This window comes from Streptomyces sp. 17_S59, from assembly GCF_056930295.1.
Map to the genome: position 1 here is coordinate 2,612,363 of NZ_JBXOWD010000001.1, position 24,763 is coordinate 2,637,125.

Consider the following 24,763-nt stretch of genomic DNA (forward strand, 5'->3'; position numbering starts at 1 on the left):
CCTTCCCCCTGGGTCGAGAGCGCGGTGCGGTGAGTCCCGGGACTTGTGGTGAGTGGTCAGTGGCCGCTCCCTCCGGTGCCGCCGGTGCAAGAAGACCCCTTCGTACGGAAGTACGGGCGGCGGCCGGCTTTCGCTCAGGCGAGCGGAAGATCCTCCGGAGCGGGCCGGTTCCGGTTCACGGCGAGCCGTTGGCGGAGGCGGCGGAGACGCGCCGCCGGTGGCGGGCCACGCGCTCGCGGTTGCCGCAGACTTCGCTGGAGCACCAGCGCCTGCGGCGGCCCCGCGAGGTGTCCAGGTAGAGCAGCGAGCAGGCCTCGCCCTCGCACCGCCGGAGCTGCTCCCGGGCCGCCGGGTCCGTGAGCAGCTCGACGGCGTCCCGGGCGATCCGGCCGACCAGGGAGCCGCAGTCGAGGGTGCCGCCGACGGTCCGTACGAGGCTGCCGTCGGCGGCCCGGACCGCCCGGAGCGCGGGCGGCGCGGCGACGGCGAGGGCGTTGACCCGCTCCAGGTCGGACTCGGCGGCGCGCCCGTCGACCTCGGCGTGCACGACGCGGTGCAGCAGGTCGCGGACCGCGTGGAAGCGGGCGAGCCAGGCCGCGTCCACGGCGTCGAGGGGGGTGCCCGGCGGCACGACCCCGGCGCCGAGCAGCCAGGCGCAGAGCCGTTCGGGGGTGTCGAGCCGCTCGACCGGTTCCTCGCTGAACCGCCGGCCGACCGTGGCCACCAGGTCGAGGCAGAGCCGCCCTGAGTCGAACCGCAGGTCGTAGGAGGCCGCTGCCGCCGCCATGCGTGTCACCCCTTCTTCTCTGGGAGGTGTCTCCGGGAGGTTCCCCCGCCGTCCCAGGGTGCGCTCCCGGGTGACGCGGCGCCAGACTCAGACGGGCATGTCGGCGGGCATGTCGGCCGGGACGCCCATCACCGCCGCGTCGCCCGGCGGCAGCCAGGCCCCGGCCGGCCGCACCAGCCAGCCGTGCTCCGCCGCGAGCCCGCTCGCGGCGGAGCGCAGCGCGTCCAGCCCCGGGTGCCGCAGTCCCCGCCGCCACACCATCGACACGGGCGACAGCGGCACCGGGCCGTCCAGCGGCCTGAGCACCATCCCCGGCACGTCGACGAACTCGACGCTGGCCAGCACGGACCAGCCCCGCTTGCGGACGACGCGCACGAACTCCTCGGCGCCCTCGATCTCCGGGAACGGCTCGGCGGCGGCGATCCCGCGCCCCGCGAAGAGCAGCCCGGCCAGCTCCGTCCATTCGGCCGTGGCGGCGTTCCCGGCGGCCGTGTAGAGGGTCTCGCCGCGCAGCGCGGCCAGCGGCACCCGCTCCCGTTCCGCCAGCGGGTGTTCCCCGGGCAGCAGCACCGCCATGCGCTCCAGCCGCACCGGCAGGTGCTCCAGCCCCTCCCGCATCTCCGGCGCGAGCCCGGCCACCCGGCCGAAGGCGACGTCGAGGCGCCCGCTCAGCAGGTCGCCGACCGCCCCGGTGAGCCCGCTGCGGTAGCGGCAGACCAACTCCGGCTCGGGCACGGCCCGTCGGGCGGCCTCGACCACGAGGTGGGCCGTGCCGGACCGGGAGCCGACCGCCACCAGCAGCGGCCGGTCCGCGCCGTTCCCGGTGCACGCGGCCGCCAGCTCGTCGTGCGCCGCGAGCACCCGCCGCACGTACGGCAGCAGCCGCTCGCCCTCCGCGGTGAGGGCGACGCTGCGCGTCGTACGGACGAACAGCTGCGCCCCCGACTCCCGTTCCAGCCGCCGGATGTCGCGGCTGAGGGCCTGCTGTGCCACGTACAGCCGCGCCGCGGCGCGGGTGAAGTGCAGTTCCTCGGCCACCGCGACGAACGCGCGCAGGAGGCGCGGTTCCATGTCCCCCGTCATACAAGGCAGTTAACAACACAGGCGCGTGAATGGCCACTGATCAGGTGTTGGACCGCGCCCGGCCCCGTCCGCGACGGTAGACGCATGATCCTCTTCCTCGCCGCACCCCCGCGCTACACCCCCACCCCGCGCCCCGGCCTCCGCACCCGCCTCCGCCGGGCGTGGCGGGGGCGGGGCGCCTGAGACCGGCCGGCCAGGGACACCCCTAGACGCCGGCGCGGTGCACCCGGCCGCGCCACCTCAGCAGCAGCACGCCGCCCGCGACTCCCAGGGCCGCGCCCGTGCCCGCGCCCGCGATCAGCAGCGTGCGGTCCGGGTCGTCGTCCTCGGCGGACGCGGGCGCGGACGCTTCGGTGCCCGCGACGACCAGGTGGCCGGTGCGCTTCACCCGGCCGTGGTGGCTGATCACCGTGACCGGGTAACGCCCGGCCTCCAGGCCGGGGCGGACCCGTGCGGGGCCGTAGTAGCGCGGGTCGTCGCCGTCGCCGGCCTTGCTGTCGTCGCGCTTGAGCGGGACGGGGTGCTCGAAGGCGGGGGAAGTGGCGGTCAGCTTCTCCTCCTCGCCCGGATCGGGCGAGGCGTCCCGCCACAGCACATTGACCGTGCTGCCGGCCTCGACCTTGTGGCCGTTGGCGCGGGCCGTCTCGGGGCGGCCGCCGGCGCCGAAGAAGGCGGGGCCGCGGGCCCGGCCCACGTAGTCGCTGTCGCCGGGGCGGGCCGCGCGGACCTCCAGGGGCTTCTCCTGGACGGTCCCGCCGTCCGCCGCCGAGAGCGTGACCTTGTACGTGCCGTCCTTCACGTCCGGCGGCAGGGCCACCAGCGCCGAGAACATCCGGGGGTTGTTCCAGTGCCCGCCCTTGGGGTCGTGGGTCAGCCGCACCGGGGCGCGGAAGGCGGGCGAGGTCGCGGTGAAGGAGTCGCCGTGCTCCCCGGGGTAGAGGTCGTCGAACCACAGGCCCAGCCGCTCGCCGGGCCGCAGCACGTCGCCGGGCGTGTTCACCTGGAACTCCGGCCGCCGGGCCGGCTTGACCTCGACGTACTCCCGGGCGACGACCCGGCCCCCGGCATGCACGGTGAGCGGGTACGTGCCGGGCTTGACGGCCATGGAGACGGCCGGGCGCGCATGGTGGCCGCGGCCGTCGTGGTCGTAGCGGGTGAGCCGCACGCGGTGGGCGAAGACGGGTGAGGTGACGGTGACGTCGCCGGAGGACCGCACGCCCTGGACGTCTATGTCGATCAGCTCGCCCGGCCGGTTGTCGAAGGCGCTGTTGAGCAGCAGGTGCACCCCGTCCGGGCCGTCGTCGGCCGCCGCGACGGCGCCGCCGCCGCCGAGCCACAGCGTGCCCGTCGCCACCACCGCGAGTGCCGTGCGTGTCCAGTTCACGTTCACCGGGCCACCCCCTTGTCGCCATGGAAGAGGGCCTTCCCGGCCCCGTGGTTGCGCCCCGTGCCGGGACGGCGGGGTGCGGGTGGGTATCTCGTGCCCGTTCCGGGCGCGAAAAAGCCTCCGGCCCGCGAGCAGGCTCGCGGGCCGGAGGCCTCACATGGGATGAGTGGAGATGGCGGGAATCGAACCCGCGTCCAACGGTGCGGAACCAGGGCTTCTCCGAGCGCAGTTCGCTGCGATTTTCTCAGCCCCGGAGATCACGCGAACAAGTCTCCGACGGGCTCAGCCACTGTTTGGTTTCCCACCAGGCCCCGTGGCCGGGCCTAGTGGTTTAGTTCCCTCAATGATGCCAGGATCCGGGTCGGGAACAGTCCCGGGCTGACACTTCGCAGGTCGCTACTTAGGCAGCGAGGGCGAAGGAATCGCGCTTGGTGTTGGCGATTATTGGTTGCGACATATGGTTTACGAGATCATTGCCGCTTCCTCGGCTCGCTTCCCCTGCTTCGACATCCGCTGTCGAAACCGATCATCCCCATGTTGTTTTTTCAAAGAGCGCACACACGGTAACGCCCGGTGTGCTGCGTTGCCCATCGTACTTGAACGACGCGCGACGGGGCCAGCATATTCCCGGCGGCCCCCGCCGGGGTGACCTGCCTACTTGCCCCGCTGACGCCGCTTCGCCGCCGAGATCGCACGGTCCGCCTCGCGCCGGTCCTGCTTCTCGCGGAGGGTCTGCCGCTTGTCGTACTCCTTCTTGCCCCTCGCCAGGGCGATCTCGACCTTGGCCCGGCCGTCCTTGAAGTACAGGGCGAGCGGCACGATCGTGTGCCCCGACTCGTCCGCCTTGGAGGCCAGCTTGTCGATCTCCGCGCGGTGCAGCAGCAGCTTCCGCTTCCGCCGCGCGCTGTGATTGGTCCAGGTCCCCTGGCTGTACTCGGGAACGTGGACGTTGTGCAGCCACGCCTCGCCGCCGTCGATGTGGACGAAGCCGTCCACCAGCGACGCCCGACCCTGCCGCAGCGACTTGACCTCGGTGCCCGTGAGCACCAGGCCGCACTCGTACGTGGTCAGGAGGTGGTAATCGTGTCGCGCCTTCTTGTTCTGCGCGATGAGCTTGCGACCCGTCTCTTTAGCCATAGCGTGGCCATTCTCGCACCACTACCCACCCCCGAGGCCACCCAATACCGTGCGGGCCCGCTGCTCGGCGTCGCCCCGCACGACCAGGTCGGGGGCGATGCCCGAGCCCTCGACCGTGCGGCCGGCGGGCGTGCGGTAGTGCCCCACGGTCAGCTCCGCGACCGAGCCGTCCGGCAGCCGGCTGGGCATCTGCACGGAGCCCTTGCCGAAGGTCCGGGAACCGACGACGACCGCGCGGCCGCGGTCCTGGAGCGCCCCGGCCAGCAGCTCGGCGGCGCTCATGGTGCCCCCGTCGACGAGCACCACGAGGGGGCGGCGGCCGTCCCCGCCGGGCTCGGCGTGCAGGGCCTGCTGCCGGCCGTCCACGTCGTAGGTGGCGACGGGGCCCCCGTCGAGGAAGGCCGAGGCGGCGGTGACGGCCTCGCCGAGCAGGCCGCCCGGATTACCGCGGAGGTCCAGCATCACCCCCTCGCCGGGCTCGGCGGCGCGCACCGCCTCGCGGATCCGCTCGCCGGTGCCCTTGGTGAAGGACTCGACCCTGATCCGGGTGACCGGCGGCCATCCGTCGCCGCGCAGCCGGTCGACGGCCACGCTCTCCGTGACCACCCGGGCCCGGCGCAGCGTCCGCTCCCACCGCAGCGGGCCGCGGGCCAGCCCCAGGCGCACCGGGGTGCCGGGACCGGCGGCGCCCCGGGCGGCGTACGCGCGGCCCTCGCCGCGCAGCCGGGAGACGACCTCGGTGACGGGCCGGCCGGTGACGTCCACGTCGTCGACGGTGAGGATGCGGTCCCCGGGCTCGATCCCGGCGCGCTCGGCGGGCCCGCCGGACCGGACGCCGTCGACGACCATCCCGCCGTCGCCCGCCCGGCGCGCGGTGAGGCCGACGCCCACGTACGCGCCCTCCAGGGCGAGCGAGAAGCCCTCGTACTCCCGGGCGCTGTAGACCGCGCCCCAGGCGTCGCCGCTGCGGCTGAGTACGTCCGCGGCGGCCTCGGAGCCGGACTTGCCGTCCTGCGCGGCCGCCCGGGCGGCGGCCTCGACGGCTCCGCGGTCCACGGCCCGGGCCACGGTGCGGGCCGGCGGCGGTCTGCGCTCCCCCGCGGCCGGCCCGGCGCCGTACCGCCCGTCCACGTCGGCCTCCCAGGAGCCGGTGACGGCCCCGGTCGCCAGCACGCCCGCGAAGACCAGCGTCAGGGCCGCCCCTCGACGGGCGCGGCGCGGTTGAACGGGCAACGTCGGGCCGGGCATGCGCGTGAGTCTAGGACACCGAAGGGCGCCGCACGGGGAGTTGACCGCACGGCGCCCTCGGCACGATCCGCCTGCCCCGGCTCACACCTTGAGGTACTTGCGCAGCGCGACGAACGCCGCCAGCGCGGGCATCAGCAGGCCGATGGCGATCACCAGCGGCATCTTGGCGAGCACCGCGTCCCAGCCGATGAACTGGATGACGTCGATGTGGTGGACCAGCCAGTTGTTCACCAGGAAGTACTGGCCGCCGACGAGCAGCACGCACGCGAAGCCGGCGCCGAGCAGGCCGGCGAAGGCGGCCTCCATGATGAACGGGATCTGGATGTAGAAGCTGGACGCGCCGACCAGCCGCATGATCCCGGTCTCCCGGCGGCGGCTGAAGGCCGAGACGCGCACGGTGTTGACGATCAGCAGCAGGGCGACGACGAGCATCAGCGCCATCACGCCGAGCGCCGCGATGTTCATGCCGTTGAGCAGGTTGAACAGCGGCTCCAGGGTCTTGCGCTGGTCCTCCACCTGCTGCACGCCGGCCCGCTGGGAGAAGGCGCTGGAGATGACCTCGTACTTGCTGGGGTCCTTGAGCTTGACCCGGAAGGACTCCTGCATCTGGTCGGGCGTGAGGGAGGCGGCGATCGGGGAGGACTTCCCGAACTGCTCCTTGTAGTGCTTGTACGCCTCGTCGGCCGTCTCGAACTGGACTTTCTGGACGAGGGGCATCTTCTCCAGGTCGGCCCTGATCTGCTTCTTCTGGTCCTCGGTGACCGCGCCCCTGGCGCAGACTCCCTGGGTCTCGGCGTCGTTCTTGTTGCAGAGGTAGATCGAGACGTTGACCTTGTCGTACCAGTAGCCCTTCATCGTGCTGACCTGCTCGCGCATGAGCAGGGAACCGCCGAACAGGGCGAGCGACAGAGCGACGGAGACGATGACCGCAAAGGTCATCGTGAGGTTGCGGCGGAGACCGACGCCGATCTCCGACAGGACGAACTGGGCGCGCATGGCGTCCTTTCAGTGCTCTTGCGTTGCTCTTCTAGTGCTGGTAGCCGTAGACGCCGCGCGACTGGTCGCGGACGAGACGGCCCTGTTCGAGTTCGATGACGCGCTTGCGCATCTGGTCGACGATCTGCTGGTCGTGGGTGGCCATGATGACCGTGGTGCCCGTCCGGTTGATCCGGTCCAGCAGCTTCATGATGCCGACGGAGGTCTGCGGGTCCAGGTTTCCGGTCGGCTCGTCGGCGATCAGCAGCAGCGGGCGGTTGACGAACGCACGGGCGATCGCGACGCGCTGCTGCTCACCGCCGGACAGCTCGCCGGGCATCCGCTCCTCCTTGCCGCCGAGCCCGACCAGCTCCAGGACCTGCGGGACGGCCTTGCGGATCTCGCCACGGGGCTTGCCGATCACCTCCAGGGCGAAGGCGACGTTCTGGCCGACGGTCTTGTTGGGGAGCAGCCGGAAGTCCTGGAAGACCGTGCCCAACTGGCGGCGCATCTGGGGCACTTTCCAGTTGGAGAGCCGGGCCAGGTCCTTGCCGAGCACATGGACCTGACCGTGGGACGCCCGCTCCTCGCGCAGCAGGAGCCGCAGGAAAGTGGACTTTCCGGAACCCGAGGAACCGACCAGGAAGACGAACTCGCCTTTCTCGATCTCGAGCGAGACGTCCCGGAGGGCCGGACGGTTCTGCTTGGGGTAGGACTTGGAGACGTTGTCGAATCGGATCACGAGTGCACCACGTGTCGGCCTGGGTAGCGGCACGGAATGCCGCGTTCACGGCTCCCGTCGGTGTGCGTGACCCTACCGAACCGGCCGTCCCCGCTGCAGCGGGCCGCGGGGGTTGACGCGTTTACGGGCACCGCCGCCGGGGACAAACCCTTGACAATTGGGCCTCTGCCGCGCTGCCGCCGGGGCAGCGGGGGGCCGCCCGCGCCGAACGGCGGGAAAGCTGGCACAGTGGTAAGGGGAACCGCTCGGCTCTCTCGCGCGTTGGACGTACCGGAGGAGGAAATCGCATGACATGCGACCGACTGGTGTGCGCCAACTGCGCGGCCCCCGTCAGCGAGGGCCGGTGCCCGGTGTGCCGGGCGAGCCGCGAGCGGCTGCACCAGGAAGGCTTCGGCAGCGCGCTCACCCCGGCGGCGCTCATAGTGCTGCTGGCGGCGCTCTTCGCGGTGGCGATGCTGGCCCGGGGCTTCGCGGGCTAGCGGCACCCGACATACGGGCGGAGGCCCGGGAGCCGGTGACGGCGTCCCGGGCCTCCGCGTTACGCGCGCGGGGCCGTGTGCGTCAGGCCACCGTGTTGCGGTTGATCAGGCGCGGCAGCATGCGGAAGCCGATGCCACCCGCGATCATCGTCGCGGCGCCGGCCACCAGGAAGGTGGTCTGACCGGCACCGGTCTCGGCCAGCTGGCCGGAGGCCTGGGCCTGCTCGGCCGGGGCGGTGCCGGCCTGGGCCAGCTCCTCCTTGGGCTTGCTCTGCTGGACGGGCAGGGCGCCGGCGTTGTCGGTGCCGGTGTTGCAGTTGCCGTCCGTGTCCACGGGGCAGGTGCGGGAGTCGTCGCCGTCACCCGTGCTGCCGGTGCCGCCGGTGCCGCCGGTGGCGGTGGAGCCGCTGTGGTCGCCGCCGCCGCCCGTGGAGCCGGAGCCGCCCGTGGTGCCCGAGCCGCCGGTCGAGCCCGAGCCGCCCGTGGAACCGGAGCCGCCGGTGGAGCCGTGGTCGCCGCCGGTCGTGCTGCCGCCACCGGTGGTGCCGGAGCCGCCCGTGGTGCCGTGGTCGCCGCCGGTCGTGCTGCCGCCACCCGTGGTGCCGGAGCCGCCCGTGGTGGTGCCGCCACCGGTCGTCGTGCCGCCGCCGGTCGTGCCGGAGCCGCCCGTGGTCGTGCCACCGCCGGTCGTCGTCTCACCACCGGTCGTGGTGCCGCCCGTGGTAGTGCTGCCACCCGTGGTCGTACCGCCCGTGGTGGTGCTGCCGCCGGTCGTGGTGCCGCCGGTCGTCGTCTCGCCGCCCGTCGTGGAACCACCGGTCGTGGTCGAGCCACCCGTCGTCGAGCCACCCGTGGTGGTCGAGCCGCCGGTCGTGCCGGAGCCGCCCGTGGTGGTGCCCGTGGTGGGCTGCGGGATGGTGGTGGGGCCCGTGGTCGGACCGCCGGTCGGGCCGGTGGGGACGTCCACGTCCGCCTTGCCGATGCCCGGCACGTCGACGTCCACGCCGGCGGCCGAGGCCGCGCCCGCGGCCGTCAGCGAGGCACCCGCGGCGATCATCGCGCCCGCGGCTATGCGCGCGACACGCAGTCGCGTCTTGTTCGTCATCTGCCTGCTACCCCCAGTAGCCGATCTCGTCATGGAGCAGCTATGCACGGGGGTGTGGCGCTCTGGGGACGGCGTGACCGAACCGGCCGTACACCTCGTACAGGCCGGGACGCTCGCCCCCCGCCACACGCACCCCAGTGATACGCATGCCGCACGCCAGCCTTCCCAGTTTTCCGGGCAGCGTCAAGGGAGTTACGGGCGTGATGTCCGGCTAGAGGGGGGGTTGGCGTTACTTGTCCTGCTGCTCCTGCTGCTTGCGCCAGCGGATGCCGGCCTCGAGGAAGCCGTCGATGTCGCCGTCGAGGACGGAGGTGGGGTTGCCGACCTCGTGCTCCGTGCGGAGGTCCTTGACCATCTGGTAGGGGTGCAGGACGTACGAACGCATCTGATTGCCCCAGGAGTTGCCGCCGTCGCCCTTGAGCGCGTCCATCTTCGCCTGCTCCTCCTGGCGGCGGCGCTCGAGGAGCTTGGCCTGGAGGACGTTCATGGCGGTCGCCTTGTTCTGGATCTGCGAGCGCTCGTTCTGGCAGGAGACGACGATGCCGGTCGGGATGTGCGTCAGGCGCACCGCGGAGTCGGTGGTGTTGACGCCCTGGCCGCCGGGGCCGGAGGAACGGTAGACGTCGACGCGCAGCTCGGACTCGTCGATCTCGACGTGGTCGGTCTGCTCGACGACCGGGAGGACCTCGACGCCGGCGAAGGACGTCTGGCGGCGGCCCTGGTTGTCGAAGGGCGAGATGCGCACCAGGCGGTGGGTGCCCTGCTCGACGGAGAGGGTGCCGTAGGCGTACGGGACCTGGACGGCGAAGGTGGTCGACTTGATGCCGGCCTCTTCGGCGTACGAGGTCTCGTAGACCTCGGTCTTGTAGCCGTGGCGCTCGGCCCAGCGGAGGTACATGCGCTGGAGGCGCTCGGCGAAGTCGGAGGCGTCGACGCCTCCGGCCTCGGCGCGGATGTTGACCAGCGCCTCGCGGGAGTCGTACTCGCCGGAGAGGAGGGTGCGGACCTCCATCTCGTCCAGCGCCTTGCGGACGGAGACCAGCTCGGCCTCGGCCTCGGCGAGCGCGTCGGCGTCGCCCTCGGCCTCGGCGAGCTCGAAGAGCACCCCGAGGTCGTCGATGCGGCCGCGCAGCGTCTCGGTCTTGCGCAGCTCCGCCTGGAGGTGCGACAGCTTGCTGGTGATCTTCTGCGCCGCGTCGGGGTCGTCCCACAGGGACGGGGCGGCCGCCTGCTCCTCGAGCACGGCGACGTCGGCCCTCATCCTGTCGAGGTCCAGGACGGCCTCGATCGACGCCATGGTCGAGGAGAGGGACTTCAGCTCTTCGGATACATCAACGACTGCCACGCAACCAGCCTAACGGCTGGCGAGGGCTGTGCGGTCCGTGGTGAGGGCTATCACGGTGCGGGGGCGGTGCGATCGCGGTGCCGGGCGGGGTTTCTTTCCCCACCCCCTACGGCAGCGGCGCCACCGACGGGTCCGTCCCCCGCGTCGGGCCCGGGTGGTGGACGCCCGGCTTGGCGTCTCCCGGGTCCGGGCGGTCCGAGGTCGTGTACCAGCCCACCGCCCCCGCCGCCGCGACCAGCACCACCGCCACCCCCGTCCCGATCTTCACGCGCCGCCTCCGCACCGCCTCCGCGGGCGAGCGGTAGCGGGCCGAGCCCGCACGCCGCTGCCCCGGGGCACGCGGGGCGCGGGCCGTGCCGTGGGCGCCGCCCGCCAGTTCCTCCGGGCCCGGCACGCGCATGCTGGTGTGGGTGTCACGGGTGGAGTCGGAGACCCCGCCGGGCACGAGCGGCACGGCGCCCCGGCGCCGCGGCTCCGGCGCCGCCTCCGCGGCCGCGGGGGCCACGGGGGCCGCCGGGTCGGGCCCCGTCTCCTCCTCCGGCTCGTCGATGTCGAGCGGCGGGATCCCGGCGAGGCCCGGCAGCAGCTCCCGCAGCCGGGCCGCCAGCTCCGAGGCACGCAGCCGGGAGGCGGGCGCCTTGGCCAGGCACTGCAGGACGAGCTGCCACAGCTCGTCGGGGATGCCCGGCAGCGGCGCCACGGTCTCCGTGACGTGGCGCCGCAGCACCGCGCCCGGGTGGCCGCCGCCGAACGGGGTGAAGCCCGCCAGCAGCTCGTACAGGACGGTCGCCAGGGCGTAGACGTCGACCGAGGCGCGCGGCGGAAGGCCCTCGATGATCTCGGGGGCCAGGTAGTCGGGGGTGCCGATGACGCTGCGCTGGCCCGCCGGGCGGTCCCGGTCGCGCGCGGAGGCCGGGCGCGGGGAGTCGACGAGCCGGGCGATCCCGAAGTCGGTCAGCAGCGCGGGGTGCGCACCGCCGGGGCCGAGCGGGCCCTGCATGTCGAGCAGGACGTTCTCCGGCTTGACGTCGCGGTGGACGATCCCGGCCGCGTGCGCGGCCGCGAGGCCGTCCGCGACGTCGGCGACGATCGCCACCGCGGCCTCGGGCGCCAGCCGCCGCTCGCGGTCGAGCCGCGTGCGCAGGTCCGTGCCCCGGATGAGATCCATGACCAGCGCCAGGTCGGCGCCGTCGACGACCAGGTCGCGCACGCCGACCACATGGGGGTGGTCGAGGCCGAGAAGGGCCGCGCGCTCCTGCACGAACCGGCCGACCAGCTCCTGGTCGGAAGCGAGGTCCTCCCGCAGGAGCTTGATGGCGACCGGGCCCTCGGGTCCGTCGCCGAGCCACACCGTCCCGGCACTGCCGCGTCCCAGGACCTGGTGGGCGGTGTACCGGCTGCCGATCTTCCGTGCCAAGACTGTTCCCCGACTCCTCCGTCATCCGACAGGCTCGCTGGCGACCAAGCTACGCGGCTGCGGAGGAGTTGGGGACACCGATCCGGTGCCAATCGTTACTTCTGAGGCAGAAAACACCCGTCGGGTGTCGATATATCGACAGCCCTGCCCACCGGGCCCACCGGGCCTACTGGCTGGAGCCGAGGCCCGACACCCAGTCCTTGGCGGTGTTGAACCAGTCCACCACGGTGTCCCAGAAGTTCTTGCCGTCGGCGACCCAGTCCTTGAGCGGCGTGAACTCCCACACCGCCCAGGACCCGAGCACCAGCAGCACGATCAGGAACAGGCAGCCCTTGAGGCAGCCCAGCCCGGGGATGTGCATGGGGTTGGCGCTGCGCTGCCGCGCCGGGCGCGGCTCCCGGCGCGGGGCCGGGGGCTCGGGCGCAGGCGCGGGCGGCGGGGCGTACTGGGGCTGAGGCTGCGGCGGCTGGGGCGTCTGGTAGCGCGGCGCCCGCTGAGGCTGCTGCCGCTGCGGGGGCCGCGGGGCCGAATACTGCGGCTGAGGCGGCTGGGGCGGCTGAGGCGCGTACTGCTGCTGCCCGTAGCCCTGCTGCCCGTACGGCGGGGGCTGCTGGCCGTATGCCTGGGGGGCCTGCGGCGGCTGGGGCGCCGGGCGGCGCGTGGGGCGGCGGCGCAGCGGGTCCTCGCCCGGGTCGAGGTACTGGGTCTGCTCGTTGCGGTCGCGGGCCGCGCGCATCTGGGTCTGCCAGGGGTGCGGGCTGTCGGCCTGCTGGGCCTGCCGGTCCTGCGGCTGCTGCCCGGGCGGCACCGGCGGCATGGCGCGCGTGGGGTCGCCGCCGTACGGGCCCGGGCCCGCGGGCAGCACCTGGGTGGGGTCCGCGTGGCCCCCGGGCCCGGTGCTGGGCAGGACGCTGGTCGCGGCATTGGGGTCGTAGGGGTCGTACGGGCCGGGGGCGCCCGCGTTCGCCGAGAGCACCTGGGTGGGCTCGGCGTCGCCCGTGCCGGGGGCGGTGTGCAGGCCCGTGCCGGGCACCTGCGTGGGCTCCGGGTCGGGCGCGAGCAGCGCACCGACGCCCAGCGCCGCCTCGGCCTGGGCCGGGGAGGCGTGCACGCCGACGCCCGCGGCGACGACGCGCAGGGCGCGGGCGAGGTTCTCGGCGCTCGGGCGCTCCTCGGGCCGCTTGCGCAGGCAGCGCTCTATGACCGTCCAGAGCGGTTCCGGAACGGTCGAGGGGCGGCGCGGCTCGGCGCTGAGGTGCTGGTGGAGGACCTCCAGCGCGGTGGCGCCCGCGAACGGCGGACGGCCGGTGACCAGCTCGTACAGCAGGATGCCCGCGCCGTAGATGTCGACGGCGGAGGTCTGCGGACGGCCCTCGGCGGACTCGGGCGCGACGTAGGCGGGGGTGCCGACGAACTCGTGGGTGCGGGTGAGGCCGGGCGAGTCCGCGAGGCGGGCGATGCCGAAGTCGGTCAGCATCGGGTGCATCCGCTCGCCGTCGTGCCGGAGCAGGACGTTGGCGGGCTTGAGGTCGCGGTGGACGATGCCGTCGGCGTGGCTGGCGGCGAGGGCGTCGGCGATCTGCGCGGTGAGCAGCGCGGCGGCCACCGGGGTGAAGGGGCCGTTCTCGCGCAGGTAGCGGTGCAGGTCCGGGCCGTCGACCAGGTCCATCACCAGCGCGAGCAGGTCGCCCTCGACGACGAGGTCGCGGGTGCGGACGATATTGGGGTGGGTGAGGCGCAGGAGGACCGAGCGCTCGCGGAGGAAGCGCATCACGACGTCCGCGTCGTTGGCCAGCTCCTCCTTGAGGACCTTGATCGCGACGGTCTCGCCGGGCTGTCCGGCCACGGCCGCCTCGGCGCCCGCCGCCTCCCTCTGGCGCGCACGCCAGACGGTGCCCGTGGCGCCGCGTCCGAGCGGCTCCTCGAGCAGGTACTTGCTGCCTACCGGCCGCACGTCATGCGCTCCCTGGTCGTGATGCTGTGGTCGTGATCCCGGTCGTGATCCGGAACTCCGGTTCGGCCAATGGCCCGGCCCCTCGGCCCTGCCCTTGCCCTCCGCCCCGTCTTCCACCCCCGTCTTCCGCCCCACTGTAGTGCCGCCGCGGGGGCCGGGGCCGGGCGAACGCCGACCGGACCGGTGGGGCTCCAGGGGAAGACGCGGGCCGTGGACGGATGGTTGCCGGTGCGCCGGAAGGAGTTATAAAAAACGGCAAGAAAAAGGTCGAGAACGGACAACCGGCAAAAGAAATCAGCCACCGGCCCGACTCTGAGCCGGAGGTTCCGCATACTCGGATGGTCGTCCAAGATCACGAATCGACTCTCGCCGGGCGGGTTGCCGGTGCCAGGTGCAAGGATGCTCGCAGCACGGATGCGGCGGGGCGGAGCGGCGAGCCCCCGCGCGACGTGGTGACCTGTACGTGCCGACGCGCCCGTGCGAGGTGGGGGAAGGCCGCCTGCCCCTGTCACGCACCGGGGGCAGGAAAGGGACCGTTGACGCGATGCAGATCCGGCTGACCGTCCTCGGGCCGCTCAGCGGCCACACCACCACCGCCTGCGACGTGCTCGTGACCGCCCCCGCGGGGACCCCGCTCGCGGCCGTCGCGAGCGGGCTCGCCGCGGCCGTCGCGGCCGCCGGCTCCGACCTCGGCAGCGGCGCCGTCGTCGTCCACGCGGGCACCGAGCGGCTCGACCCGCAGCGCTGCGCGCTGGGCGAGCCGCCCCTGATCGACGGTGCGGTGCTGTCGCTGGGCGCCCCGGCCGATCCCGAGCGGCACCCGGGCGTGCTCCCCTCGGGCGTGCCGGAGGCCGCCGCCCGGCTGCACGTCGTCTCCGGGCCGGACGCGGGCGGGGTGCACCTGCTGCACGGCGGCGAGGTCCGGGTCGGCCGCTCCAGCTCGGCGGACGTCCCGCTCGACGACCCCGACGTCTCCCGCCTGCACTGCGCGGTCACGCTGACCGACGACGGCCGCGTCACCCTCCACGACCTCGGCTCCACGAACGGCACCCTCCTGGACGGCGAGCCCGTCGACGGCACCCCGGTGCCCCTGGCCTCCGGCGCCCTGCTGAAGGTCGGCGAGTCGACCCTCGGCCTGTACGGCGCGGACGCCCCGTCCCCGGCCGCCCTTCCGGCGGCGCCGGACGGGGAGGGGCACCTGCGCGTGGCGGCGCCGCCGGCGGCGCCCTCCGGGCCCACGAGCACGCATCCGGGGTTCGCCGGGCCGCGGCGCCCCTCCTGGGCGGAGGGCGGCGCCGGGGCGACCGGCCACGGCACGGGCTCGGCGGTGTTCGGGCAACCGGCGGACGGGGGCCGGGCCGCGGACGGACCGGGCACGGACGCCTGCGCACCCCCCGGAGCCCGCGTGCCGGGCGCCCGGAGCAGCGACGAATACGACGCGCACGACGGATACGACGCGGCCGCGGCCCCGGACGACGGCGCCGGCGCCTCCGACGAGGGCAGGCGCCGCCCCCGCGGCATAGGCGCCTGGGCCCGGCGGCTCGCCGGGGGACGCGGCGGCGACCGGCGGCCGGCCGCGGAGCCGCGGGACGGGGACGGCGCCCCCGTCCCCGGCACGGCAGGCGTCCCCGGCGCCGCGCACCCCGGCGGCACCGCCGCCGCGCTGCAGGAGCGGTGGCCCGACCCGGCGGCCGTCCTGCTGACCGTGCTCGGGCCGGGCCCGCGCCTGTGGGAGCGCGGGCCGGACCACCCGGACCTGCTGACGGTGCGGCTGGGGTCCGCGGACCGCGGGCAGCTGTCCACCGTGCCCGTGACGGTCGGGCTGCGCCGGGCCGGGGCCCTGGGGCTGGCCGGGCCCCGGGCCCGGCTGTCCGGGCTCGCCCGCTCCGTGCTCGCCCAGCTCGCCGCCCTGCACCCGCCCGCCACCCTGGAGTACGTGCTGATCAGCGCGGACCGCTCGCGGGCCGTGGAGGAGCGGCTGGCGGAGTGGTCCTGGCTGGGCTGGTTGCCGCAGCTGCGCCCCGCGCACGGGCAGGACTGCCGGCTGCTGCTCGCCTATGACCGCGAGCAGGCCGAGGCCCGCACCGCCGAGCTGGTGCGCCGGCTGGACGACAGCCCGCTGGGCCCCGGCTGGGCGACGGCCTCCCCCGAGGCGGTCGCCGCGGCCGCCGGGCGCCACTGCGGCCCGTACACCGTCCTCGTCGTGGACGGCGACCCCGGCTCGTCGGCGCTGCGCGAGACGGTCGCGCGGCTGGCGGCGGGCGGGCCCGCGGCGGGCGTCCACGTCCTCTGTCTCGCGGAGACGCCGGCCACCACGGCCTCCTCCCCGGTGTCGGCCACGCTGGCGGCGGCCGAGGCCGTCTCCCCCGCCTTCGCCCACTGCGGCACGGTGGCCCTGCTGAGCGGTGACGTGGCCACGGTCGTCCAGGTGATCCACCGCGCGCAGGCCCCGGCGTCGGCGGGTGCGCCCGCGGCCGGGGAGACCGTCATCGCCGCCCTCGACGCCGTGTCCGGTGCCTGGGCGGAGCGGTTCGCCCGCGCGCTGGCCCCGCTGCGGGCGGCGGACGCGGCGGGCGGCGAGGCGCACGGCTCGCGGATCGCGGCGGCGCTGCCCCGTACGGCCCGGCTGCTGGACGAGCTGGGCCTGGCCCGGGCCACGCCCGCGTCCCTGACGGCCCGCTGGGCGGCCGCCACCGACCGGGGCGCCCGGTCCGGCGGGCAGGCCGTCGCGGTGCTGGGCGCCGGGCCGCACGGACCGCTCTCGGTGGACCTGGCGGCGGACGGGCCGCACCTGCTGGTGGAGGGCGGCCCGGGCACCGGCAAGACCGAGCTGCTGCGCTCGCTCGCCGCGTCGCTGGCGGCGGCCGACCGGCCCGACCGGCTCTCCCTCGTCCTGGTCGACGGCGCGGCCGCCGAGCGCGGCGAGGGGCTGCGCGTGTGCACCGACCTGCCGCACGTGTCGACCTATCTGGCCGCCGCGGACCCGGTGCGGATGCGGGAGTTCGCGCAGGCCCTCGGCTCGGAGCTGAAGCGCCGCGCCGAGCTGCTGGGCACTCTCGACTTCGTCGCCTGGCACGACCGGCACACCGCGGCCGCGGCGGGCGTGGTGGGCCCCCGGCGTCCGGCCGAGCCGTCCTCCGGGGACCTGGAGCCGGTGTCGAGCGGCACGCTCAAGCTGCGTACGCAGCGCGGCGGTCCGACGCGCACGGCCGAGACGGCGCTGCCCCGGCTCGTCGTGCTCGTCGACGACTTCGACGCGCTCGTCGCGCCCGCGCTGGGCAGCACGGGCCGCCCGGCGGCCGGTTCGGTCGTCCGGGCGCTGGAGGCGGTGGCCCGGGACGGCGAGCGGCTGGGCGTGCACCTGATCGCCGCGTCCGGGCGCCCGGAGCGCACGGCGGACACGGCGGCGGTCGAGCGCGCGGGGCTGCGCGCGACGCTGGAGATCGCGCCCCCCTCGGCAGAGGGCCCGCCCTCCGGCGGGGACGGGAGCGGCGGCGCGGGCGAACCCGCCCCGGGCCGGGGCCGGTTGCAGCGCCCCGACGACGGCGCGGTGACCCCCTTCCAGGCCGGCCGCGTCACCGGCCGCATCCCGCGCACGGCGACGCTGCGGCCGACCGTCGTCCCCCTGGACTGGCAGCGCATGGGCGATCCGCCGACCCGCCGACCCGTGCGCGAGCTGGGCAACGGGCCGACGGACCTGGCCCTGCTGGCGAGCGCCCTCCAGCGGGCCGCCCAGTCCGCGGGCGCGCAGGCCGCGCCGCCGCTGCTGTAGCAGGAGGCAACCGGCGGGACGCCGCTGCCTTCTCCGCGTCACAGCCCGGTCACGATGGGCGAGTTGACAACGGAGACGGTATTGCGGCGGCCCGCCGCCGGGCGTAGGACTGTCGCACGGGAGTGCGGCCACGCGCCGGGGCACGTGCGGTGCGGGCGGCCGCCGACGGGGACCGGGCACGGGAGGTACGGCCATGCGCAAGCCAACCCGCACGACACCTACGCCGCATCCATCTCCCAGGACACCCCCTGGGACATCCCCTGAACCGCACACACCGATCCGCACGGGGCGCGCGGCCCGCACCGCGCTCGCCCTGGCCGCCGCGGGCGCCCTGGCCCTCACGGCCGCCGGCTGCGGGGACAGCGGCGACGGCGGAGGCGACAAGAGCGGCAGCGAGAAGAGTTCCAAGCCCGCCCCGGGGAAGTCCGACGCCATCTCCCAGACGGTCCGGCTGCCCAAGCTCGACGGCCAGAAGCTCAAGGTGACCGCCGTCTGGACGGGAACCGAGCAGAAGCACTTCACCAAGGTCCTCGACGAGTTCGCCAAGCGCACGGGCGCCGAGGTCTCGTACGTGCCCAGCGGCGACGACACGGCGTCGTTCATCGGCTCGAAGGTCGCCGGCGGAGACCCGCCGGACGTCGCCCTGCTCGGACAGCCGGGCGTGCTGCGCGAGTTCGCGGCCAAGGGCTGGCTCAAACCACTCGGTGCGGAGGCAACGGACCAGCTGGGCAAGAACTTTGCCAAGGGCTGGCAGGAACTGGGCTCCTATCAGGGCAAGCAGTACGGCGTGTACTTCAAGGCCACGAACAAGTCCCTCGTCTGGTACAACACCAAGATTTTCGACGCGGCGGGCGCCAAGGTGCCCGCGTCCTGGCCGGAGTTCCTCCAGGCCGCGCAGGCGGTCGCCGACTACGGCGTCTCCCCGGTCTCGGTCGGCGGCGCGGACGGCTGGACCCTCACCGACTGGTTCGAGAACGTCTACCTCTCCCAGGCCGGCCCCGAGAAGTACGACCAGCTGACCCAGCACAAGATCAAGTGGACCGACTCCTCCGTCAAGGACGCGCTGACCACGCTGGGCCGGCTCTTCGGGAAGAAGGAGCTGCTGGCGGGCGGCAACGACGGCGCGCTGGGCACCCAGTTCCCCACGTCCGTCACCCAGACCTTCACCCAGGGCGAGAAGGCGAAGGCCGCGATGGTCTTCGAGGGCGACTTCGCGGCGGCCAACATCACCGCCACCAAGGCGAAGATCGGCACGGACGCCAAGGTGTTCCCCTTCCCCGCGGTGGGCGGCAGCTCCCCCGTGGTGACGGGCGGCGACGTGGGGGTGGCGCTCAAGGACGGGCAGGCGGCGCAGGCCCTGCTGACCTTCCTGGCCTCCTCCGACGCCGCGCAGGTCTGGGCCCGGCAGGGCGGGTTCGTGTCGCCCAACAAGAACCTCGACCTCGCCGCCTACCCGGACGACGTCCAGCGCGGCATAGCCAAGGCCGTGGTCGCGGCGGGCGACGCCTTCCGCTTCGACATGTCGGACCAGGCGCCCGCCGCGTTCGGTGCCAAGCCCGGCCAGGGCGAGTGGAAGGACCTCCAGGACTTCCTGCGGAACCCCTCGGACGTGGCGGGCACCCAGGAGCGGCTGGAGTCCGACGCGGCCCAGGCGTTCAAGAACTGACGGGCCGGCCGTGACCACCGCGACTCCGGGCGCCGCCGCGCCCCCAGGTCCCGTACCGAAGCCGGGCAGGCGGCGGAGCATGCTCGGCCCCCGGCCGTGGGCGGCCGCCTGCTTCCTGCTGCCCGCGCTGGCCCTGCTGGGCGCGCTCGTCGTCTACCCCATCGGCTACTCCGTCTACCGCAGCCTCTTCGACGCCTCCGGCAACGGCTTCGTGGGCGTCGACAACTACCACGAGGTCTTCACCGACGACCGGATCCGCACGGCGCTGAAGAACAACGTCATCTGGGTGGTCGTGGCCCCGACGGTCGCCACGGCGCTGGGGCTGATCTTCGCCGTCCTGACCGAACGGGTGCGCTGGGGAACGGCGTTCAAGCTCGTCGTCTTCATGCCGATGGCGATCTCCATGCTCGCCGCGGGCATCATCTTCCGGCTGGTGTACGAGCAGAACCCGGACCGCGGGGTCGCCAACGCCGTGTGGGTGGGCATCCACGACACCTTCGCCGAGCCCGCGCCCTTCCCCGGGGCGCATCCGCGGCCGGCCGGCGAGCTGGCCGCGAGCGGGGGAGGTGGGTTCACGACGAAGTCCGCGGTGCGGGCGGGGACGGCGGTGGCACTGCCGCTGGTGGCCGTGAAGCCGGAGGACGCCAGGGGCGCGAGGGACGCGATACCGGCGCGGGACGTGGCCGGGAAGGTCACCGGCACGGTGTGGATGGACTTCACCCGGGGCGGCGGCGGTACCGCGGGCATGATCGACGCGGGGGAGAAGGCCCTGGCGGGTGTGAAGGTCGAGGCGGTGAAGGACGGGCGGACCGTCGCCTCGGCGACCACGGCGGCCGACGGGACGTTCACGCTGCCGGGCGCGGCGGACGGGGCCCGGCTCCGGCTGCCCGGCGCCAACTTCGCCTCGGCCTACAACGGCATCGACTGGCTGGGCCCCACGCTGGTGACGCCGTCGATCATCGGCGCGTACATCTGGATGTGGGCGGGCTTCGCAATGGTGCTCATCGCCGCGGGCCTGGCGAGCGTGCCGCGCGAGCTGCTGGAGGCGGCGCGGGTGGACGGGGCCGGCGAGTGGCAGGTGTTCCGCCGGGTGACGGTGCCGCTGCTGGCGCCGGTGCTCGCGGTCGTCGTCGTGACGCTGATGATCAACGTGCTGAAGATCTTCGACCTCGTCTACATCATCGCCCCCGGCTCCAGCCTCCACGACGCCAACGTCCTGGCCCTCCAGCTCTACCAGTCGTCCTTCGGCACGGACGTCAACCAGGGTGTGGGCAGCGCCATCGCGGTCTTCCTGCTGGTGCTCGTGGCACCGGTGGTGGTCGTGAACATACGGCGGATGCGGAAGGAGCGAGGGCGATGAGCGCCGCGAACACGGTCGTACGGGCCCGGCAGTCGCTGCCCGCGCGGGTGGCCGCCCACCTCGGCGGGGGGCTGACGCGGCTGTTCCTCGTCGTCGTGGGCCTGCTCTGGCTGACGCCGACCGTCGGGCTGCTGCTGTCGTCGCTGCGCGACAAGTCCGACATCGCGGCCTCGGGCTGGTGGCGGGTCTTCGCCCACCCGGCGCAGCTGACGACGGAGAGCTACCGTCATCTGTTCGCCAACGACGAGGTGATGCACTCCCTGCTGACCACCGCCCTGATCACCGTGCCCGCGACGGTGCTGGTGATCCTCATCGGGGCGCTGGCCGGGTACGCCTTCGCCTGGCTGGAGTTCCCCGGGCGGGACTGGTGGTTCATGGCGGTCGTGGCGCTGCTGGTGGTGCCGGTGCAGGTGGCGCTGATCCCGGTGGCGAAGCTCTTCAACGCGCTGGGCATCTTCGAGTCCACCGTGGGCGTGGTGCTCTTCCACACCGCCTTCGGGCTGCCCTTCGCGGTGTTCCTGCTGCGGAACTTCTTCGCCGAGATCCCCCGCGAGCTGCTGGAGGCGGCACGGCTGGACGGGGCGGGCGAGCTGCGGCTGTTCACCCGGGTCGTGCTGCCGCTGGGTGGGCCGGCGATCGCCTCGCTGGGCATCTTCCAGTTCCTGTGGGTGTGGAACGACATGCTGGTGGCGCTGATCTTCGCGGACAGCGGCAATCCGCCGATCACGGTGGCCCTTCAGCAGCAGGTGCGCCAGTTCGGCGACAACGTGGACGTCCTCGCGTCGGGTGCCTTCCTGTCGATGGTCGTGCCGCTCGCCGTCTTCTTCGCCTTCCAGCGGCAGTTCGTGAGCGGGGTGATGGCGGGCGCGGTGAAGTGAGCGCCGGGCCCAGGGTGTGTCCGGTGGGTCAGCGGCGTGCGTACAGCGACACCGCGCCGCCGTGCACGTACACCGTGGACTCCTCGCGGTACAGCGCGCCGAGCACCCTGGTCTTGGCGAACTCGGCGCGCTGGCCCCGGAACCAGCGGGTACCGACGGTGCCGGTGTCCCACACCACCCACACCCGCCGCTGCGGGGGTAGCCGCTCCAGCCGGGCGCGCAGCTCCTCCGCGGTGACGTCCTCGCCGTAGAGGGTGCCGGAGGCGGCGGCCGTGCGCTTGAGGGTGAGGTCGTCCAGCCCGGTGAAGTCGCGCGGGTAGAAGAGGGATATCCGGCGCTCGTAGTGCGGCAGGTACAGCACGGCGTCGCCGGGCCGCACCACCCTGCCGGCCGCCCTGGCGACGAGGGCGGGCTGGTCGCCCCGGCTGGTGGGCAGCCGCTCGCGCTCCTGGGCGGGCAGCTGCCACAGGAAGGCCGCGGCGACCGCCGCGGCCCCGGCCGCCGCCACGGTCCGGCGCCACGGCAGGAGCCCGAGGAGCCGCTCGGCCCCGGCGGCGGCGAGCAGCGGCACGCCCGCGAGGCAGAAGAGCAGGTACCGGTCGAGGAAGAGCGGCTGCCGCTGCGCGGCGAGGTAGAGCAGGACGGGCGGGACCAGGGCCAGCGGCAGGGCGACCGCGTTCAGCTGGAGGGGCCCGGTGCGGGGCAGGGGGGCGAGCAGCGCGACCGCGACGAGCAGCAGGGTGCCCGCGAGGACGGCCTCGCGGGGGCCGGCGAAGGCGTAGAGGAGGGCCCTGGCCTGCTCGTACCCGGGGGTGCGGAGCCAGGAGACCTGTTCGCTCTGGCCCCGCGAGACGACGGCCAGCGGGGCAAGCGCCGCGCAGGCCGCCGCGGCCGCGCAGGCCCAGCCCCGCCGGACGGTCCGGGGCGCCCGGGAGGCGAGCAGGGTCGCGCCGTGGGCGGCGAGCAGCAGGATCGCGAACTCGTGCAGCAGCGCCGTGACCGCCACTGCCGCACCGTAGCCGGCCCACCAGCGGTACGAGCGCTGCTCGACGGCGCGCAGCAGCAGCCAGGTCGCCAGCGCCGCGCCCGCCGCGACCAGCGCGTACGAGCGGCCCTCCTGCGCGTAGTGGCTGACGAACGGGGTGGCCGCGTAGAGCAGCCCGGCCCACAGGCCCACCCTCGGCCGGGCCAGCCGGGCGCCGATGGCGCCGACGAGCCCGGCGGTGGCCGCGGCCGCGGCGACGGAGGGCAGGCGCAGGGCGGTCTCGTCGGCGCGCAGGGCGAGCAGAGGGTGCATCAGCAGGTAGTACAGGCCGTGCACGGCGTCGACGTTGCCGAGCATGTGCCAGATCTCGGGCAGGGAGCGGCGGGCCACCTGGAGGGTCGCCCCCTCGTCCCGCCACACGGTGCCGCGGTCCAGCCCCCACAGGCCGAGGGCCAGCATGACGGCCGCGGGCACGAGGACGGCAGCGGCCCGCCCCGGCGGGGGCAGCCGGCTCCGCCTCCCCCGCGGCGCGGCACGCACCCCGGCCCCGGTGATCGGCTCCGTCACCGCCATGTCTGCGTCACCACCATGTCCGTCCTCCCCCGGCCCGGGCCGCCGGACGCGGGGCGCCCGGCCACACGCGGGGACACAATGCCCCGATTAGCCATACTTATTAGATAAAAATGTCTTTTGTGACAGCGAGTGTGACAGTGAGTGGGATGGGAATCCCCACCGCCCAGGTCAGCGTGATCGTCATCGGCTACAACGACGCCGCGCTCATCGGCCACGCCGTGCACTCCGCCCTCGCCCAGGGCCCGGCCGTCGCCGAGGTCGTCGTCGTCGACGACGCCTCCACGGACCGCACCGGCACCGTCCTCGACCGGCTGGCCACCGCCGAACCACGGCTCCGGATCGTCCGCCGCACCGTCAACAGCGGCGGCTGCGGCACCCCTCGCAACGAAGGCGTCCGGGCCGCCACCGCCCCCTATGTGATGTTCCTCGACAGCGACGACGTGCTCCCCCACGGCGCGGTGACCTCGCTGCTGCGCGCCGCGCTCCGGCACGGCACCCCGGTCACCGCGGGCCTGTGCGTGCGCCGCGAACTCCCCGGCGGCCGGGACACGCCCTGGCAGCCCGCCCTCTACCGGTCGGCCGCCGTCCACGACTCCCCCGCGGCGCACCCCGCGCTCCTGCACGACACCCTGTGCGTGAACAAGCTCTACGAGCGGTCCTTCCTCACCGGGCGCGGCATCGCCTTCCCCGAAGGGGACTTCCGGTACGAGGACTTCGTCTTCGGCGCCCGAGTCCTCGCCGCGGCCCCGCGCATCGCGACCGTCCCCGACCCCGTCTACGTCTGGCACGTGCGGCGGGACGCCGCCCGGCCCTCGCTCTCGCTCGACCGCGCCTCCGTCGCCAACTGGCAGGCCCGCGTCCGCGCCCACCAGCAGGGCGTGGCGGTCTTCCTCGACGCCGGCAGCAAGCCGCTCGCCCACGCGGCGCGCGTGAAGTTCCTCGACCACGACCTGCGCATGTACGTCCGGGAGCTGCCCCGCCGTGGCAACGGCTACCGGCGCGCCTGGTGGCGGGTGACCCGCGCCTGCCTGGCCTCCTTCGACGAGGCCGACCTGCGCGCCGCCCGGGCCCCCGCCCGCTGGATCGCCCGGGTGGTGCTGGCCGCCGAGGCGCCGCGGGACCTGGAGCGGCTGGCCCAGCTGGCCGCCCGTCCCGCCCGGCTGCTGCCGCCCTACGCCGCCGTGGCGGGCCGGCCCGTGTGGTCGGCGGACCTGGCCCGGGTGCCGCTCGACGGCCTGGTCGGCCCCGATGCCAAGCCGGCCCGCCGCCTCCCGGTCACGGTCGACGCGAGCCTCCGCCCGCAGTCCGGGCCCCGCGTCGAGCTCCGGCTGCTCGTCCACGACCTGTACGACCGCCTGGCCATGGCCCGCCCGCACACCGTGGACGTGGAGTTCCGGCCGCGGAGCGGCGGCACGGCCCTGGAGTACGCCGTCGCCCTGACCGAGGGCGACGGCTCCTGGACCGCACGGCTCGCCGTCAACCTCAATGCGCTCGCGGTCCAGGGCCGCCGGGACGCCCGGGCCGCGGCGCGCCGGGACGCCCCGGGCCCGGAACGGCCCCGCACCGCCGCCGTGCGCGCGCCCCAGACGTGGGACGTCCGGGTACGGATCCGCTGTGCGCACGGCGGCATCCTGCACACGGCCGTACGGGCCGACGGCGAGGCGCTGGGGCGGTACGCCCTGCCGAGCCTGCGCTACGGCATCCTGCTGGCGCAGCCCCATGCCACCGCGACCGCCTCGCTCGCCCTGCGGCTCGCGCCCGGCCTCCGCGGCGCCCTCGGCATCGCCGTGCACAGGCTGCGCCGCCCGCGCCGGGCCCGGCCCGGCACCCCCTCTTGACGCCCACTCAGGGCCTCGCACTGCTGCGTGGT

At 74.5% G+C, this 24,763-nt stretch carries 18 protein-coding genes and 1 other RNA gene; 6 read left to right on the plus strand and 13 right to left on the minus strand.

The features are described from left to right. Positions 1–175: 175 nt before the first annotated feature. The 8 genes from AC1Z4A_RS11570 to ftsE all read right to left on the minus strand — a co-directional run bounded on the left by AC1Z4A_RS11570 (position 176) and on the right by ftsE (position 7,359). Complete coding sequence (locus AC1Z4A_RS11570) at positions 176–787, minus strand: CGNR zinc finger domain-containing protein (protein WP_483677927.1); 612 nt, start codon at positions 785–787, stop codon at positions 176–178. Positions 788–874: 87 nt separating this feature from the next. Continuing rightward, complete coding sequence (locus tag AC1Z4A_RS11575) at positions 875–1,870, minus strand: LysR family transcriptional regulator (RefSeq protein ID WP_483677928.1); 996 nt, start codon at positions 1,868–1,870, stop codon at positions 875–877. 205 nt (positions 1,871–2,075) lie between these two features. Beyond that, a complete protein-coding gene (locus AC1Z4A_RS11580; RefSeq protein ID WP_483677929.1) occupies positions 2,076–3,254 on the minus strand; it encodes a hypothetical protein in 1,179 nt (392 codons plus the stop codon). Positions 3,255–3,421: 167 nt separating this feature from the next. Beyond that, positions 3,422–3,791, minus strand: a transfer-messenger RNA (tmRNA) gene (ssrA, locus tag AC1Z4A_RS11585). A 120-nt stretch (positions 3,792–3,911) separates the two neighbouring features. After that, positions 3,912–4,394 carry an SsrA-binding protein SmpB gene (smpB, locus tag AC1Z4A_RS11590; RefSeq protein WP_483677931.1) on the minus strand — a complete coding sequence of 161 codons (483 nt, stop codon included), beginning with the start codon at positions 4,392–4,394 and terminating at the stop codon, positions 3,912–3,914. Positions 4,395–4,415: 21 nt separating this feature from the next. Beyond that, entirely contained in the window at positions 4,416–5,642 is a 1,227-nt protein-coding gene (locus tag AC1Z4A_RS11595; RefSeq protein WP_483677933.1) for a S41 family peptidase, read from the minus strand. 81 nt (positions 5,643–5,723) lie between these two features. Beyond that, on the minus strand, positions 5,724–6,638 hold the full coding sequence (gene ftsX / locus AC1Z4A_RS11600) for a permease-like cell division protein FtsX (RefSeq protein WP_483677935.1): 915 nt from the start codon (positions 6,636–6,638) through the stop codon (positions 5,724–5,726). Positions 6,639–6,669: 31 nt separating this feature from the next. Further along, entirely contained in the window at positions 6,670–7,359 is a 690-nt protein-coding gene (gene ftsE / locus AC1Z4A_RS11605; protein ID WP_483677937.1) for a cell division ATP-binding protein FtsE, read from the minus strand. A gap of 287 nt (positions 7,360–7,646) precedes the next feature. Between ftsE and AC1Z4A_RS11610 the strand changes: the two genes are divergently transcribed. Then, complete coding sequence (locus tag AC1Z4A_RS11610) at positions 7,647–7,838, plus strand: hypothetical protein (RefSeq protein WP_483677939.1); 192 nt, start codon at positions 7,647–7,649, stop codon at positions 7,836–7,838. Between the two features lie 82 nt (positions 7,839–7,920). Here the strand turns inward: AC1Z4A_RS11610 and AC1Z4A_RS11615 are convergent, their stop codons facing one another. From AC1Z4A_RS11615 to AC1Z4A_RS11630, 4 genes are all read right to left on the minus strand, one after another. Then, positions 7,921–8,943, minus strand: a complete 1,023-nt coding sequence (locus tag AC1Z4A_RS11615; RefSeq protein WP_483677941.1) for a hypothetical protein — start codon at positions 8,941–8,943, stop codon at positions 7,921–7,923. Positions 8,944–9,172: 229 nt separating this feature from the next. Next, positions 9,173–10,288 carry a peptide chain release factor 2 gene (prfB, locus tag AC1Z4A_RS11620; RefSeq protein ID WP_483677943.1) on the minus strand — a complete coding sequence of 372 codons (1,116 nt, stop codon included), beginning with the start codon at positions 10,286–10,288 and terminating at the stop codon, positions 9,173–9,175. A gap of 106 nt (positions 10,289–10,394) precedes the next feature. Continuing rightward, positions 10,395–11,705 carry a serine/threonine-protein kinase gene (locus AC1Z4A_RS11625; protein WP_483677945.1) on the minus strand — a complete coding sequence of 437 codons (1,311 nt, stop codon included), beginning with the start codon at positions 11,703–11,705 and terminating at the stop codon, positions 10,395–10,397. Positions 11,706–11,871: 166 nt separating this feature from the next. After that, a complete protein-coding gene (locus tag AC1Z4A_RS11630; RefSeq protein WP_483677947.1) occupies positions 11,872–13,659 on the minus strand; it encodes a serine/threonine-protein kinase in 1,788 nt (595 codons plus the stop codon). A gap of 544 nt (positions 13,660–14,203) precedes the next feature. Between AC1Z4A_RS11630 and AC1Z4A_RS11635 the strand changes: the two genes are divergently transcribed. From AC1Z4A_RS11635 to AC1Z4A_RS11650, 4 genes are all read left to right on the plus strand, one after another. Next, positions 14,204–17,431: an FtsK/SpoIIIE domain-containing protein gene (locus AC1Z4A_RS11635; RefSeq protein ID WP_483677949.1), complete on the plus strand. Its 3,228-nt coding sequence runs from the start codon at positions 14,204–14,206 to the stop codon at positions 17,429–17,431. Between the two features lie 193 nt (positions 17,432–17,624). Continuing rightward, positions 17,625–19,097, plus strand: a complete 1,473-nt coding sequence (locus AC1Z4A_RS11640) for an ABC transporter substrate-binding protein (RefSeq protein WP_483677951.1) — start codon at positions 17,625–17,627, stop codon at positions 19,095–19,097. Between the two features lie 79 nt (positions 19,098–19,176). Next, positions 19,177–20,457 carry a carbohydrate ABC transporter permease gene (locus AC1Z4A_RS11645; RefSeq protein WP_483683569.1) on the plus strand — a complete coding sequence of 427 codons (1,281 nt, stop codon included), beginning with the start codon at positions 19,177–19,179 and terminating at the stop codon, positions 20,455–20,457. Beyond that, complete coding sequence (locus tag AC1Z4A_RS11650; protein WP_483677953.1) at positions 20,454–21,335, plus strand: carbohydrate ABC transporter permease; 882 nt, start codon at positions 20,454–20,456, stop codon at positions 21,333–21,335. Before AC1Z4A_RS11645 ends, AC1Z4A_RS11650 begins: the two co-directional genes overlap by 4 nt. A 28-nt stretch (positions 21,336–21,363) precedes the next feature. On the opposite strand, the gene AC1Z4A_RS11655 is transcribed toward AC1Z4A_RS11650, so the two are convergent. Then, positions 21,364–22,893, minus strand: coding sequence for a glycosyltransferase family 39 protein (locus AC1Z4A_RS11655; RefSeq protein ID WP_483677955.1), 1,530 nt, complete (start codon positions 22,891–22,893; stop codon positions 21,364–21,366). A gap of 146 nt (positions 22,894–23,039) precedes the next feature. On the opposite strand from AC1Z4A_RS11655, the gene AC1Z4A_RS11660 reads away from it, so the two are divergent. After that, positions 23,040–24,731, plus strand: coding sequence for a glycosyltransferase family 2 protein (locus AC1Z4A_RS11660; RefSeq protein WP_483677957.1), 1,692 nt, complete (start codon positions 23,040–23,042; stop codon positions 24,729–24,731). The last annotated feature ends 32 nt before the right edge of the window (positions 24,732–24,763 follow it).